The following is a 14392-nucleotide window of genomic DNA, read 5'->3' on the forward strand; positions in this document are numbered from 1 at the left end:
TCCTATTCAGCGGGCAGGGGCGGCTGCGACACCACTTCCAGAAGTTCCCGCTCGAGCCGCGCTTCCTCTTCCGCTTTCGGCTTGGAGAAACCGGCAAGCAGGAGATAGGCAACCGGCGTCAGGAACAATGTCGAGGCCGTGGCAAGGCCAAGACCACCGACGATGACCCAGCCGAGGGCAATGCGGGCCTCAGCGCCGGCACCGCTGGCCAGAACCAGCGGAACACCACCGAGAATGGCACAAAGCATCGTCATGACCACCGGGCGCAGGCGGATATTGGAGGCTTCCTCGATGGCCTGCCGCACAGTCCGGCCCTGATCGCGCAAATGGTTGGCGAATTCAACAATCAGGATGCCGTTCTTGGCCATGATGCCGACAAGCAGCACCAGCCCGATCTGGCTGTAGACATTCATGCTGGTGCCGGTGAGCACCATGGCAAAGACCGCGCAGGCCAGGCCGAGCGGAACGGTCGCCATCACGATAACCGCGCTGATGAAGCTTTCAAACTGTGCCGCGAGCACGAGCAGGATGATCAGGATGGCGAAACCGAAGGTGACGAACATGCTGGCGGAGTTCTCGCCGAGCGTTGCTGCCTCGGCGAGCGGAATGATGCGGTAACCCGGCGGAAGCAGTGGTGCAGCCACCTCCTGCGCTACCTTGTAGGCATCACCCAAGGCAAAGTCAGGACTGAGGGCGGCCGTTATGGCGACAGACCGCATCTGCTGCTCGCGGGTCAATGCCGGCGGCACTGCCACTTCCGTCAGCTTGGCAATGGTCGCCATCGGCACGAAGCGGCCGTCGCTGGTGCGCATGAAGACGTTTTCGAGATCGGTCGGGTCATTGATCGGATTGGTTGTTGAGACCAGCTTCACATCGAAACTGCGGTCCTCGATGTAGACCGAACCGATCTTGTAGCCATCCAGCACCGATTGCAGCGCCTCGGCGAGACCGGTGATCTCGATGCCGAGATCGGATGCACGCTCGCGATCAATGGACACGGAAAGCTGCGGCTGCGTCGGCTCATTGGTCAGGCGCGGCCGGTCAAAGCGTTTGTCCTTTTCCAGCGCCGACACGATCTTGGCGGCGGCCGTTCCGAGATCGGCGTAATTGGTCCCGACAATGGCGAATTGCAGGCCGTTGCCCGCGCCGCGAATGCCGAGCGAATTGGGCTGGGCGGCAAAGACCTGGATGCCGGGAATATTGCGCACGCGCTTGGACACGTCGGCGAGAATTTCCTGCTGGCTCCGGTGACGTTCCTTCCATGTGGCAAGGCTGAGCACCATGAAACCGCGATTGGTGTTGCCGTTCTGTCCGGCGATGGAAAACGTGTTCTGGATTTCACCGGAATCGCGCATCGGCTGGATCAGCGTCTCGATCTGGCGCATCTGGTCGTTGAGATATTCAAGGCTGACGCCCTGCGGTGCCGTGATGCGCAGGAAGGCCGAAGCGCGATCCTCGGTCGGCGTCAATTCCTGTTTAAGCAGCGAAAAGGCGCCGAAGGCTGCCCCGGCAAACAGCAGCGATGCCAGGACCACGAGCCATGGCGCGGCCAGACATCCGTGCAGCATGCGGCGATAGGCTTCGAGGAACCAGCCGCCAACCCGCCGGACAAGGCCCGGCGAATGGTTGATATCCTCGTGCTTGGCTTCGCTTGCCGAGAGCAGGCGCGAGGCCAGCATCGGACAGAGCGTAAGCGCGACGACGGCTGAGAGCAGCACGCAGATTGCCAGCACGAAGCCGAATTCGCGGAAGAGGCCGCCGGTCTGTCCGGGCAGGAACGAGAGCGGCACGAACACCGCCGCCAGCGTCACCGTCGTTGCGATAACCGCGAAAAATACCTCCTGCGTGCCAAGCACGGCAGCGGCGCGCGGCCCCATGCCCTGGTTGCGGCGCCGCACGATGTTTTCGAGCACGACAATGGCATCGTCCACCACGAGACCCGTCGCCAGCACCAGCGCCAGCAGCGTCAGGATGTTGATCGAGAAACCGGCGAGATAGATCGCCGAGATGGTTCCGATCAGGGCGACCGGCATCGACACCGCGGGGATCAGCGTCGCACGCAGGTCCCACAGGAAGAGATAGATGATCAGGATGATGATGAAGACCGAGGCGCCCAGCGCGATTTCAACCTCATGCACGGCACCGTTGATGAAATCGGCATCGTCACTGGTCACGCGGATATCGACGCCTTCCGGCAAGGTTTTTTGCAACTGACCGATAGCCGTCCGGACGCCTTTGGAGATATCGAGCGTGTTAGACTGCGCCTGGCGGATGATGCCAAGACCAATGCCGGTCTTGCCATTGGCGCGCAGCGTCGATGTGCCGATATCGGGACCGAGCGTGACGGTTGCGACATCCCGGATCTTGGTACGATCCTTGATGATGATGTTTTCGAAATCCTCCGGCGTCGACACCGGCGCGGTGGCGCGGACGACGATGCTCTGGGCACTGCTGTTGATCTGACCGGCGGGCGTATCGAACGCCATCGTGTTGAGGGCCGTGCGGACATTGGCAACCGTCAACCCAAGGCTTGCCAGTTTGCCCTGATCGATATCGATGCGGAAAATCTTGCTGCGGTTGCCGTTGATTTGCACGTCCGCGACACCGGGCACCGATGCAAGCACGTCCTTGATCTGGTCTTCGACCAGAACGGTCATGTCTTCGACGGCCATCGTGGTCGAGGTGACGGCAAGGCGCATCACCGCATCGGCATTGGCATCCGCCTTGACGATCTGCGGCGGATCGGCCTGCTCCGGCAGGGTGTTGGTGATGCGGCTGATGGCATCGCGCATGTCGGCGGCGGCGACGTTCAGATCGACACCGTCATTGAACTCCACGGTGACGCGGCTGGTCCCGAAGGACGAGCTGGAGGAAATGGATTTGACCCCGGAAACGCGGGACACCGCGCCTTCAATCGCAGCGGTCAGCTCGCGGTCAACCGTCTCGGCGGCGGCCGCCTGGAATGTCGTCGTTACCGTCACCACGGGCCGGTCGACATCCGGCAGTTCGCGCACGTCGACACCATAGAAGGCGGCAAGCCCGGCGACGACGATCAGGGCATTGAGCACCAGCGCCAGCACCGGGCGGCGGATGAAAAGGGCGGTGAAAGTGGAGCCGGACTGTCCGTGTGAATTGCTCACGCCGCACCTCAGCCCTTTTCGCCGACGGAAGCCAGCGGTCGCGCGCCGGAATCCGTCTGGTTGGCAGGCTGGCCCTTGATCTGGACAGTACCGCCCTGGCGAACGGCCTGCACCCCTTCCGCGACAATAAGGTCACCCGGTTTGATCTCGGCATTGACGAGAACATAGGCGGCATTGCGCTGCATGATGCGGACGGGCACACGCTGCGCCTTGTTGTCCGCAATCTTCCAGATATAGGCGCCGTCCGTGCCCCACTGGATCGCCAGCGGATCGACCGTCGGATAGGTCTCTCCGGCAAATCCCATGTTCACCTGAAAGGCCATGCCTTCGCGCAGGGCATCATTCGGATTGGTGATCCGCGCCTGCACCTGCAGGGTGCGGCTGTCCGGATCGATGCGATTGTCGATGGCGTTGATGGTGCCCTTGAACGTCTCGCCCGGGCGGGCAACGGAGGTGGCGGTGACGGCTGCACCGACCTTGATGGCCGGGGCAAAGCGTTCCGGCACCCAGAAGTCCACCAGCACTTCGCTGCGATCAGCGATCGTCGCGATCTGCGTCGTCGTGGTGATGTAGTTGCCGGCGCTCACGGGAAGAATGCCGACGATGCCGCCAATCGGCGCCTTGACCGCGCGGCGGTCCAGCGCGAGTTCGGCCTCGCGTACATCGAGACCGGCATTGTCGACCGCCAGTCCGGCATCGGACACCTGCACGGCGGAAACGGTGTTGGTCGTGCTGAGATTTTCCGCGCGCTTCAGCTTGGTCTGGGCGTCCTTCAGCATCGTGCGCGCCTTGTCGGCGGCGATGCTTTCCGCCTCAGAATCAAGCCGGGCAATCACGTCGCCGGCTTCAACCCTGGTGCCTGAGGTGACGAGGATTTCCGTCATGCGTCCGGCGGCGAACGGTGTGACGGAAACGGAGCTCTTTGCCTTGCCGGTGCCAATGGCCGACAGCTTGTCATTGATCTTGGCCGCATCGGCGGCTCGCACAACCACGATCGGAACGGCCTGTCCGCTCCGTCCCTGGCCGTTGGGCGCCGCTGGTTCCTTTGCTGTGGTCAGAACCTTGTCGACACCGGCTTTTTTCAGGAGATTGGACGCGCCCGGAAAGAAATACAGCCATCCCGCGCCGGCAACGGCGAGGATAACGACAACCAGTACAAGTTGTTTCCAGACTTTCATACGTCACTCCAAAAAGGCCGGTTCCGCTATCCGCGGAGCCAGCACCACCGTATTTTTGATTGTATCCCAATGCGCATCCCGGCGCGAAAGGTTGTTTACCGACAAGAATAAAGCGCTTTGATGTCGCCGTTAATGACAAAACTGTGAGGTTACAAAGATTTAATACAAATGCCCGCCTCCGTTTGACTGCAGAATTTAGCCGGTTATGCCCGGTTCTGCTTGATGGGCGGTTGCTGCCGTGCAACATGGCGGGCGGAAATTCCGGAAGGAGAGCATTCAATGGCGACGAAGACCGACATTGCACGCCGCGTGTTCAATCACACGTGGAAACTCGACCCCATTGTCCGCAGCCTGCTGGATACGGATTTTTATAAATTGCTGATGCTGCAGATGATCTGGGGGGTCTATCCCAAGGTCGACGCAACCTTCACGCTGATCAACCGTACCACGCGTGTGCGGCTGGGCGACGAGATCGACGAGGAAGAGCTGCGCGCGCAATTGGACCATGCCCGCACGATCCGTTTTTCCAAGAAGGAAATGATCTGGCTTGGCGGTAACACCTTCTACGGCAAGAAGCAGATCTTTGAGCCGGACTTCCTCGAATGGCTGACGCATTTCCAGCTGCCGGAATACGAGCTGACCAAGCGCGACGGCCAGTACGAACTGAATTTCCATGGTCCGTGGATGTACACGACCATGTGGGAAATCCCCGCGCTCGCCATCATCAATGAACTGCGCTCGCGGGCGGCGATGAAGAAGATGGGGCGTTTCGAACTCGACGTGCTCTATGCCCGTGCCAAGGCCAAGATGTGGACGAAGGTGGAGCGCCTGCGCTCCCTGCCCGATATCCGGATTTCCGATTTCGGCACGCGCCGCCGCCATTCGTTCCTGTGGCAGCGCTGGTGTGTGGAGGCCCTGAAGGAAGGCATCGGCGAAGCCTTTACCGGCACGAGCAATGTGCTGCTCGCCATGGACAATGATCTGGAAGCACTCGGCACCAATGCGCATGAGCTGCCGATGGTTCTGGCCGCTCTCAGCCGCACGGATGATGAACTGTTGAAATCACCCTACAAGGTGCTGCAGGACTGGAATCGCTACTACGGCGGCAATCTTCTCATCGTGCTGCCGGACGCTTTCGGGACCGCCGCCTTTCTGCGCGACGCACCCGACTGGGTTGCCGACTGGACGGGTTTCCGCCCGGACAGTGCACCCCCGATCGAGGGCGGGGAAAAGATCCTGTCCTGGTGGCGTTCCAGGGGCAAAGATCCGCGCGGCAAACTCCTGGTGTTTTCCGACGGGCTTGATGTCGAGACGATCGAAGAGGCCTATCATCACTTCAAGGGCAAGGTGCGCATGAGTTTTGGTTGGGGGACCAACCTGACCAATGATTTTGAGGATTGCGCGCCGCGTTTCAACGATCAGCTCAATGCCATTTCGCTGGTCTGCAAGGTCAGCGAAGCCAATGGCCGCCCGGCGGTCAAGCTTTCGGACAACCCGAAGAAGGCAACCGGCGACAAGGCCGAAATCAAACGCTATCTGGATTTGTTCGGCGCGGAAGACCGGGTGGAACAGGCCGTGAAGGTTTAAGCAGAAGAAGCTGCATTGCCATCCCGCGTGGTTCGACAAGCTCACCATGAGGGGGATGGTCTGGCTGCAATCCTCAACTCCCCTCATGGTGAGCTTGTCGAACCACGCACATTGCGGCTGCGATCTGTTTGAATCTGTTTGAAATGAACAAAACCCGCCGGCAAGCCAGCGGGGTTTTGGAAATTCAACGCGACCGAATGGCTGTTACTGCAGCATGACTGTCTGCAGTTCGTGTTCCTGCGCGCCGACAAGGATATTGTCGCGTTCATCGGAAAGCACGATGGGATCGCCATTGGCGGCAAAGAGCGCCCAGAGTTCGACACCCGGCGTCATCGGCGGCAATGCTGGGAAACTGGTGGCGAGATCGTCGGTCTTCACCTTGCGCATATAGGCGACCTGTCCGGCGCCAAGACGCGAGAATTCCAGTTCACTCAGGAAATTCTTCGAAACAGTGTTTTGCATATCAGCCTCCATATTCGGACAGTCCTTCCAAAGGCCCTGTCCTGTTAGAGCCACGATCAGTCCTGAACTGCAATATTGATGCGTTTGACCAATCGTTCGGGTTCCGGACGGTCGAGATCGATCGACAGAAGCCCATTCTTCAATGTGGCAGCACTCACGCGCATTCCATCGGCAAGAACGAAAATGCGCTGGAACTGGCGCGCGGCAATGCCACGATGCAGATATTCCCGTTCGCTTTCATCGGCCTGCCTGCCGCGGATGACCAACTGATTGTCCTCAGTTGTCACTTCCAGATCGTCATTGGAAAAGCCGGCGACCGCGAGGGTGATACGAAGCTGTTCCCGGCCGTTATCGCCATGGATGCGTTCGATATTGTAGGGCGGGTAGCCGTCACCGGATTTGGCGATACGCTCCAGCGTCTTTTCCATCGTGTCGAAACCAAGCAGCAAAGGGCTTGAAAACGGTGTCATTCGTGTCATCTGTGCAGTCCTCAGAAAAGCGACCGAAAAGAGAAACCCGGAGATGGCATTTCCCTTCTGTCCTTTGATATGGTCGATCCCGATGCAGACTTCAAGAGAATGAAAGCAAGAGATGACGCGGAAAATCATAATTGACACGGATCCGGGCCAGGACGATGCGCTGGCGATCCTTCTGGCATTGGCAAGCCCGGAACTGGATGTTCTGGGAATCACGGCCGTTGCCGGCAATGTTCCCCTGGACCTGACCAAAACCAATGCCCGGAAGATCTGCGAACTGGCTGGACGGCCGGATGTGAAGGTCTTTGCCGGCGCAGACCGGCCCCTGATGCGGGCGCTCGTCACCGCTGAAAACGTCCATGGCAAGACCGGCCTCGATGGTCCTGACCTGCCTGAACCTGCCATGCCCCTGCAGGAGCAGCATGCGGTCGATTTCATCATCGAAACCTTGCTGACGCAGGAAAGCGGCACTGTGACCCTGTGCCCGCTCGGCCCCCTCACCAATATTGCGCAGGCCCTGATCCGTGCCCCACAAATCGCCACGCGCATCCGCGAAATCGTACTGATGGGCGGCGGCTTTTTCGAAGGCGGCAATATCACCCCGACGGCGGAATTCAACATCTATGTCGATCCGCAGGCGGCACACATCGTGCTGACATCGGGTGTACCGATTGTGATGCTGCCGCTTGACGTGACACACAAGGCGCTGACGAGCGCCCGGCGGATCGAACGCTTTCGGGCGATGGGAACCCGGTCCGGCGCTGCGTCCGCTGAGCTGCTCGAATTCTTCGAACGGTTCGATGAAGAGAAATATGGCAGCGATGGCGGCCCGCTGCATGATCCGAACGTGATTGCCTATCTCCTGAAGCCCGACCTTTACAAGGGCCGGCATTGCAATGTCGTCGTTGAAACGGCGTCGGACCTTACCCTCGGCATGACCGTCGTCGACTGGTGGGGCGTCACCGACAGGCCGAAAAACGCCTTTTATATACGCGATGTGAACGATGAGGGTTTCTTCGACCTGCTGATCGAACGCATCGCCCGCCTTCCCTGAGCCGAAACAGGTCCGGCAGCGCCACTGCCGGACCTATCTCCTTGTTTCATCACAAAAAGTTGAGTCGACGTAAACCTTCAGTCAGCAATTTCCGCGCATAATCGTCCCGTGACCGGAAGGCCCGCAAGGGCTGCGCTCAAGCCTATTGGAATCGATATGCTGACACGACGGACGTTCTTCTGCGGATTGATGGTGACCCTTGCCGCGCCTCAGACGGCTTCGGCAAAACCCAGGAAACCCTTTGTCCTCAATCCCGAATACATGCCGCAGATCGTTGACTACCCGACCTATGAAGAGGCCGGAACCGTCATCATCGATCCGCGCAACCGCTTTCTCTACCTCGTCGAGGATGAATATTCAGCCATCCGTTACGGCATCGGTGTCGGGCGGGCCGGGCGTGCCTTCTCGGGAACGGCGGAAGTCGGCCGCAAAGCCAAATGGCCGCGCTGGCAGCCGACAGACAACATGATCAAACGCCAGCCGGAAAAATATGCCCGCTATGCGGACGGGGTTGCCGGCGGCGGGAGCAATCCGCTCGGGGCCCGCGCCCTCTACCTCTACCGCAATGGCCGCGACACCTATTACCGCATCCATGGCACCACCGAACCCTCATCGATCGGCAAGGCCGTCTCCAATGGTTGCATCCGCATGATCAATGACCATGTGGTCGACCTGTACGACCGCGTTCCCCTGGGAACGCCCGTGGTCGTCCTCTGACCGCTCAGGAGCCCGTGTCGGGCACGCGACGCCAGCTGTAGGAGCCCGCCCTGGTGTGGGAGCCGCGGCCCGGCTGATAATAAACCGGCGTATCGTGCAGGTTGTGGTCGGCGAGGCGTGTCAGTGTCACCGCGTGGGTGACCTTCAGCGTATCGAAGCCGGTGCGCAGCATGTAGGCAACCTGATCGATCAGCACATCGCCGACCGCGCGCAGCTCGCCCTGAAACTGATGACGATCCTTCAGAACCTCGGCCTTCGAATAGGAACGGCCATCATTGAAAGCCGGAAACTGCAGCGCAATCACCGGGATTGAACCGAGCAGCGGCAGAAGCGGATCGATGCTTTCGCCGGGCGCGACGGAAACACCGATCCGCCGGTTGGTCGCATTGCGCACCCCGTCGTCAAGTCCGAGCCAGACGGCCAGCGGCAGGATGACCGCGGGGGCATCGCCTGCCTCCTCCAGCGTTTCAGCCGTGACATAGGGGTCCTCGCGGAAACCTTCGCGGCCCCACAGCTGGCTCTCGGGCTTTTCAGACATGTCATTCATAGATTCGAATCCGTCAGGGAAATATTGCTCAGCTGGTCGGTGAGGCCAGTCAGGTGGATACCGCATTCGGTTTTATCAGTGCCTGCCCAGCGGCCGGCGCGGTCATCTTCGCCTTCCTTCACCGGCGACGTGCAGGGCATGCAGCCGATGGAGCGGTAGCCTTCAGCGACAAGCGGGTGCGGCGGCAATTGGTTGGCGGCCATATAGGCCTTCAGGTCAGCAGACGTCCAGCGTGCCAGCGGATTGATGCGCACGCGCGCGCCGACGGACTCGAACACCGGCAGTGCCGTGCGCGTCGATGCCTGGAACTGCTTGCGTCCGGTCATCCAGGCGCGATACGGCGCGACAGCGCGGGCCATCGGCTCGACCTTGCGGATATAGCAGCAGCGGTCCTTGTTGGTCATGGACAGCGCCCCGAAAGGATCCTCGTCCTTCAGGCTCTGCTTGAGCGGGTGAATGTCCTGCACGTCGGTCAGGCCGAGCTCGTGCACGAGCTGGTCGCGGTAGCGCAGCGTTGCCGGAAAATGCTTGCCTGTCTCGAGAAACAGCACCGGCAGGGTGCGATCCACCTGCGCGATCAGATGCAGAAGCACCGAGGATTCCGCCCCGAACGAGGAAACCACGGCGATGTCCTGTTTGAAGAGCTGGCCGATCGCCAGTTCGATGATCTGCGCCGGGTCGAGATTACCATAGCGGGCTTCAAGCGCCCGCGCTTCATCCGCCACGGTGATATCGTTGGTCTCAAGCAGCATTGGCAGCCTCGCCATAGAGCGCCTCCTTGAAGGGAGCAGCGCCCAGACGCCGGTAAGCCGCAAGGAAGGTTTCTTCCTTGTCCGTCCGGACTTCGAGATAGCGGTCGACGATGGTCTCGATCGCGTCGACGATTTCTTCGGAGGAGAAGCCGCGCCCGGTGATATCGCCGATGGTGCAAACCTCGTCTCCGGAGCCGCCGAGGGAAATCTGGTAGAGTTCCTCGCCCTTCTTCTCGACGCCGAGAATGCCGATATGACCGACATGATGATGCCCGCAGGCATTGATGCAGCCCGATATCTTCAGCTTGAGTTCGCCGATATCGGCCTGGCGCGCCGGATCGGCAAAGCGTTCCGATATGCGCTGGGCAACCGGGATCGAGCGGGCTGTCGCCAGCGCGCAATAATCCAGACCCGGGCAGGAGATGATGTCGGTGATCAGCCCGGCATTGGCCGTGGCGAGACTGTCGGTCAAGAGCAGATCGTAAACGATGCGCAGATCGGCAATCGCCACATGCGGCAGAATGAGGTTCTGCTCGTGGCTGACGCGGATTTCGTCCTGGGAGAACTGTTCGGCAATATCGGCAACCAGATCCATCTGGGCATCGGTGGCATCGCCCGGAATGCCGCCGATCGGCTTCAGGGAAATGGTCACGACGCCGTAATCCGGGTTCTTGTGCGGTGTCACGTTCTGGTCGACCCAGGCGGCAAAGGCATGATCCGCCTTGCGGGCACCGGCCAGTGCCGACCAGCCTTCCGGCCGCTGCGGCAGATGCGGCGGACGGAAGTAACTGTCGATGGCATCGACATCCGTCTGTGGCAGCTTCAGGTCGCTGTTCTTCAGCGCCAGCCATTCGGTTTCCACCTGGCGGGTCAGCTCTTCCGTCCCGGTTTCATGCACGAGAATCTTGATGCGCGCCTTGTACTTGTTGTCACGGCGACCGTTCAGATTGTACACGCGCATGATCGCGGTCGTGTAGGTCAGCAAATCCTCGACGGGCAGGAAGTCGCGAATCTTCTTGGCAACCATGGGCGTGCGGCCCTGACCGCCGCCGACATAAACGGCAAACCCGATCTCGCCCGCTTCGTTCTTTTTCAGGTGCAGGCCGATATCGTGCACCTGGATCGCAGCGCGGTCCCGTTCGGCGCCGGTAACGGCGATCTTGAACTTGCGCGGCAGGTAGGAGAATTCCGGATGCATCGACGACCACTGGCGCAGGATTTCCGCGTAGGGGCGCGGGTCTGCAACCTCGTCGGCGGCAGCACCGGCAAAGTGGTCGGCGGTCACATTGCGGATGCAGTTGCCTGACGTCTGCAGCGCATGCATCTCGACTTCGGCAAGTTCGTCGAGAACCTTCGGCATGTCCTTCAGCGCGGGCCAGTTGTACTGGAGGTTCTGGCGCGTGGTGAAGTGACCATAGCCACGGTCATAGGTGCGGGCGATGTGGGCAAGCTTGCGCATCTGGCGCGACGACAATGTGCCGTAGGGGATGGCAACGCGCAGCATATAGGCATGCAATTGCAGATAGACGCCGTTCATCAGCCGCAGCGGACGGAACTGGTCCTCGGTCAGTTCGCCAGCCAAACGGCGCTCGACCTGATCCTTGAACTGCTCAACGCGGGCGGAAACAAACGCGTGATCAAACTCATCGTAACGATACATTCTGCGGGGCCTTCGATTATCAGTTAAGCAGCGTTTGCCGCAGGTTTTTCCGCCTGCTTGCCAAGGTCGAGACGGACGGTCGGGCCGAGCTGGCGAATGCGCTCGCGCAGGCGGACCGGGTAGAGATGTTCGCCGCGCTCTTCCACGTCGATGACATTGACGTCGATGACAAGGTTGGACTTGATCGCCGCCTTGCCCGCTTCCTCCAGAGCCGCCGCCGCTTCCGCGTGGCGGGCCACGAGGGCGCCGTCAATGTGATCGAGCCATTCGCCATTGGCGCCAAGCCATACGGCTTCGCCATCGGTCAGACGGTTTGCAGTGAGAACTTTAACACTCATGATCATCATCCTTCGCAATCAAGCGGCATTGGATTGGAGATGGCGCGCAGCCACCGAAGAGGTTGGGGTACGGATAGCCAGCGGCTCGGCCTTGTCGATCGCAGCACCGGCCACGGCATCGCCGATGACCACCATGACGGGACCGTCAAGGTCGGGGCGCTGTTCCAACGCCGGCAAATCCTGCAGCGTGCCATGGAACATGCGGCGATCCGCACGTCCGGCATTTTCGATCACGGCCACGCCGGTATCGGCATGCAGGCCGGCGCTCATCAGCCGCTCGGCGACGGAGGCTGCCACGCTGCGGCCCATATAGACGGCGATTGTCGCCCCTGAAATGGCGAGGCGTGCCCAGTCGGGCAGCACTTCGCCAGCCATGTCATGACCCGTGGTGAACACAAGGGAGGATGCGACACCACGCAGGGTCAGAGGCAATTGCATATCGGCAGCCGCGGCAAAGGCCGAGGTGATGCCGGGAACGATCTCGAAAGGGATACCGGCGGACCGCAGCGCGGCCATTTCCTCGCCGGCGCGGCCATAGACCAGCGGATCGCCGGATTTGAGGCGCACGACGCGCTTGCCTTCACGGCCGAGCGAAACCAGCAGTTCGTTGATTTCGCTCTGGCTTTTCGAATGGCAGCCCTTGCGCTTGCCGACGGAAAGCCGGGCTGCATCGCGGCGGCCCATGGAGACGACAGCCTCAGGCACCAGCGCGTCATAGACGATGACATCCGCTTCCATGAGAACGCGGTGCGCGCGCAGGGTCAGCAAATCCTCGGCGCCAGGACCCGCACCGACCAACCACACATAACCTTTCGGCTCGTCCTGATTGCCGAGGAGCAGTCCGGCAGCCTGGCGGGCACCGTCGAGATCATTGTTGTAGACCTTGCCGGCCACATCGCCCGAGAAGAACGAGCGCCAGAACAGACGGCGCGGCAGGCCTTTCTTCACCAGCTTTTCGACAGCCGGACGATAGGCATTGGCGAGACGGGCAAGATCGCCCAGGCGCGGCGAGAACGCCGCATCGATACGGGCGCGAATGATCTGGCTGAGCACAGGCCCCGTGCCTTCCGAACCAATGGCAATGGCAATCGGCGCACGGTTGACGATGGCGGGGGTGAAGAAATCGCAGAGTTCCGGACGGTCGACCACATTGACCGGGACGTGCTGGCGGCGTGCCTCGGCGGCAATGGCGCTATCCTGTGCTTCATCGCCCGTGGCAACAAAAGCCAGCTTTGCGCCCGAGAGGTGCTTTGGAGAAAAGACTTCCGCGACATGCTGGTGACGGCCCGCACGGATGAACGCGGCCAGCTCGTGTTCCGGATGGGCAGCAACAATGCGGATCAACGCATTCGTCTGTGCCAGAAGCCGGGCCTTGTTCAGTGCTTCTTCGCCTTCGCCGATAACCACAACCACTTCATTCCGCACGCGGAAGAAGGCAGGAAAGACAGAAAGCTGATTGGCATGGTTAGACATGAGCAAGACAATCCCGGTGAATGCTGGGATTATCGTTGATCGGACCGCTCTTTATAAGGAACAGAAATGCGCCGAATCGAACGGCGGAGCATAGAATTTCTGAAAATCCCGGAACAAGCGGATTCCCTTTCCATGCATCACAAGAAAATGCTGCCCAGCCTTTGCCGGGAACGGCAAGACGGGACAGTCAACAGCAAGCGGCGCCGGTTCAAGGAATACCGGCCCAATACACGACTACTTTTATCGTGTTAACGTGGAAATGCAAGCCCTTTCTGCATGTCGTGCAAAAGGCCATCACCACAGCGTCGGAATAAGACGGTAACGCACCTGCTGGCAATAGGCGGTGTAACCCGGCAAATTCGCCTTGAGATACTTTTCCTCATCGAGCAGACGGGCAACGATGACCAGGCTGAGCGCGATGGCAAAGGGCAGAGACCACAGTGACCCGAGCGCGAGGGATGACGCAACGAAGGCCAGCACGCAGCCGGAATACATGGGATGCCGTACGATGCCATAGGGTCCGGTTGCGATGACCCGCTGCCCCGATTTGACCTCGATAATGCTGGAGGCATGGCTGTTTTCCCGGAATGCCAGGAAGACAATCCAGGCCCCGGCGAGAAAAGCGGCATTGCCAAGGATGACCACCCAGACGGGCAAGGGCAGCCCGGTAAAGTGACGCTCGATCCCCGGCATGATGTAGGTCAGGAGGCCGACCACGGCCGCGACGGTCTGGATACGCTTCTGCGCCGGTTCACGCTCGGCGCCCGCCCCGGCCTTCAACCGGCTTGCGACAAGGGCGGGATCGTGTTTGAGAAAATAATAGGAAATGAAACTCGTGCTGACGCTGAAGACCAGCCAGAAAAGCCAGCCCTGCCAGAACGACAATGACCAGGCGGGCAGCATGAGCAGCAACAGAAGGATGACGATGCCCTTCGCCTGCCCCTCCCACGCCTTCCTGTGCAGGTCATGCGGCGAGAGATGCATGGACATGATCAATTCTCCTTCGGT

The 14392-nt window shown here is 60.5% G+C and carries 13 protein-coding genes; 3 read left to right on the forward strand and 10 right to left on the reverse strand.

Annotated elements, in window-relative coordinates; all coding sequences use genetic code 11:
- Positions 1–2: 2 nt before the first annotated feature.
- Together ACP7B1_RS00230 and ACP7B1_RS00235 are read right to left on the reverse strand one after the other, a co-directional pair.
- Positions 3–3140: an efflux RND transporter permease subunit gene (locus tag ACP7B1_RS00230; RefSeq protein ID WP_346305250.1), complete on the reverse strand. Its 3138-nt coding sequence runs from the start codon at positions 3138–3140 to the stop codon at positions 3–5.
- An 8-nt stretch (positions 3141–3148) separates the two neighbouring features.
- A complete protein-coding gene (locus tag ACP7B1_RS00235) occupies positions 3149–4318 on the reverse strand; it encodes an efflux RND transporter periplasmic adaptor subunit (protein ID WP_346305249.1) in 1170 nt (389 codons plus the stop codon).
- A 279-nt stretch (positions 4319–4597) separates the two neighbouring features.
- Between ACP7B1_RS00235 and pncB the strand changes: the two genes are divergently transcribed.
- Positions 4598–5905, forward strand: a complete 1308-nt coding sequence (gene pncB, locus ACP7B1_RS00240; protein ID WP_288193704.1) for a nicotinate phosphoribosyltransferase — start codon at positions 4598–4600, stop codon at positions 5903–5905.
- Between the two features lie 204 nt (positions 5906–6109).
- Here the strand turns inward: pncB and ACP7B1_RS00245 are convergent, their stop codons facing one another.
- Both ACP7B1_RS00245 and ACP7B1_RS00250 read right to left on the reverse strand, forming a co-directional pair.
- Complete coding sequence (locus ACP7B1_RS00245) at positions 6110–6379, reverse strand: DUF1150 family protein (protein ID WP_105734008.1); 270 nt, start codon at positions 6377–6379, stop codon at positions 6110–6112.
- A gap of 44 nt (positions 6380–6423) precedes the next feature.
- On the reverse strand, positions 6424–6846 hold the full coding sequence (locus tag ACP7B1_RS00250) for an Hsp20 family protein (RefSeq protein WP_223614066.1): 423 nt from the start codon (positions 6844–6846) through the stop codon (positions 6424–6426).
- A 112-nt stretch (positions 6847–6958) separates the two neighbouring features.
- Between ACP7B1_RS00250 and ACP7B1_RS00255 the strand changes: the two genes are divergently transcribed.
- Together ACP7B1_RS00255 and ACP7B1_RS00260 are read left to right on the forward strand one after the other, a co-directional pair.
- A complete protein-coding gene (locus ACP7B1_RS00255; protein WP_346306162.1) occupies positions 6959–7897 on the forward strand; it encodes a nucleoside hydrolase in 939 nt (312 codons plus the stop codon).
- Between the two features lie 156 nt (positions 7898–8053).
- A complete protein-coding gene (locus tag ACP7B1_RS00260; RefSeq protein ID WP_346306161.1) occupies positions 8054–8614 on the forward strand; it encodes a L,D-transpeptidase in 561 nt (186 codons plus the stop codon).
- A 4-nt stretch (positions 8615–8618) separates the two neighbouring features.
- Here ACP7B1_RS00260 and ACP7B1_RS00265 read toward each other — a convergent pair whose 3' ends face one another.
- The 6 genes from ACP7B1_RS00265 to ACP7B1_RS00290 all read right to left on the reverse strand — a co-directional run bounded on the left by ACP7B1_RS00265 (position 8619) and on the right by ACP7B1_RS00290 (position 14374).
- Complete coding sequence (locus tag ACP7B1_RS00265; RefSeq protein ID WP_346306169.1) at positions 8619–9152, reverse strand: DUF934 domain-containing protein; 534 nt, start codon at positions 9150–9152, stop codon at positions 8619–8621.
- A 5-nt stretch (positions 9153–9157) separates the two neighbouring features.
- Positions 9158–9910 carry a phosphoadenylyl-sulfate reductase gene (locus ACP7B1_RS00270; protein ID WP_426136490.1) on the reverse strand — a complete coding sequence of 251 codons (753 nt, stop codon included), beginning with the start codon at positions 9908–9910 and terminating at the stop codon, positions 9158–9160.
- Positions 9903–11573 (reverse strand): nitrite/sulfite reductase, encoded by a 1671-nt coding sequence (locus ACP7B1_RS00275; protein ID WP_346306160.1) that lies wholly within the window; start codon positions 11571–11573, stop codon positions 9903–9905. The genes ACP7B1_RS00270 and ACP7B1_RS00275 overlap by 8 nt, the downstream gene beginning before the upstream one ends.
- Positions 11574–11596: 23 nt before the next feature.
- Positions 11597–11911: a DUF2849 domain-containing protein gene (locus ACP7B1_RS00280; RefSeq protein WP_223614062.1), complete on the reverse strand. Its 315-nt coding sequence runs from the start codon at positions 11909–11911 to the stop codon at positions 11597–11599.
- A gap of 18 nt (positions 11912–11929) precedes the next feature.
- Complete coding sequence (cysG, locus tag ACP7B1_RS00285) at positions 11930–13417, reverse strand: siroheme synthase CysG (RefSeq protein WP_426136492.1); 1488 nt, start codon at positions 13415–13417, stop codon at positions 11930–11932.
- 261 nt (positions 13418–13678) lie between these two features.
- The gene (locus tag ACP7B1_RS00290; RefSeq protein ID WP_346306158.1) at positions 13679–14374 is read right to left on the reverse strand and encodes an isoprenylcysteine carboxylmethyltransferase family protein; all 696 of its coding nucleotides are present in this window, start codon (positions 14372–14374) and stop codon (positions 13679–13681) included.
- Positions 14375–14392: the final 18 nt, after the last annotated feature.

The organism is Phyllobacterium sp. SL163 (assembly GCF_049896885.1).
In the GTDB taxonomy this organism is placed as follows: Bacteria; Pseudomonadota; Alphaproteobacteria; order Rhizobiales; family Rhizobiaceae; genus Phyllobacterium; species Phyllobacterium calauticae.

Excerpts from the sequence above, each read along its gene's own strand:
- ACP7B1_RS00280 (WP_223614062.1), bottom strand. The coding sequence starts at position 11,911 with ATGAGTGTTAAAGTTCTCACTGCAAACCGTCTGACCGATGGCGAAGCC.
- ACP7B1_RS00245 (WP_105734008.1), bottom strand. The coding sequence starts at position 6,379 with ATGGAGGCTGATATGCAAAACACTGTTTCGAAGAATTTCCTGAGTGAA.
- ACP7B1_RS00290 (WP_346306158.1), bottom strand. The coding sequence starts at position 14,374 with ATGTCCATGCATCTCTCGCCGCATGACCTGCACAGGAAGGCGTGGGAG.
- ACP7B1_RS00265 (WP_346306169.1), bottom strand. The coding sequence starts at position 9,152 with ATGTCTGAAAAGCCCGAGAGCCAGCTGTGGGGCCGCGAAGGTTTCCGC.
- ACP7B1_RS00255 (WP_346306162.1), top strand. The coding sequence starts at position 6,959 with ATGACGCGGAAAATCATAATTGACACGGATCCGGGCCAGGACGATGCG.
- ACP7B1_RS00275 (WP_346306160.1), bottom strand. The coding sequence starts at position 11,573 with ATGTATCGTTACGATGAGTTTGATCACGCGTTTGTTTCCGCCCGCGTT.
- ACP7B1_RS00250 (WP_223614066.1), bottom strand. The coding sequence starts at position 6,846 with ATGACACGAATGACACCGTTTTCAAGCCCTTTGCTGCTTGGTTTCGAC.
- ACP7B1_RS00235 (WP_346305249.1), bottom strand. The coding sequence starts at position 4,318 with ATGAAAGTCTGGAAACAACTTGTACTGGTTGTCGTTATCCTCGCCGTT.
- pncB (WP_288193704.1), top strand. The coding sequence starts at position 4,598 with ATGGCGACGAAGACCGACATTGCACGCCGCGTGTTCAATCACACGTGG.
- ACP7B1_RS00260 (WP_346306161.1), top strand. The coding sequence starts at position 8,054 with ATGCTGACACGACGGACGTTCTTCTGCGGATTGATGGTGACCCTTGCC.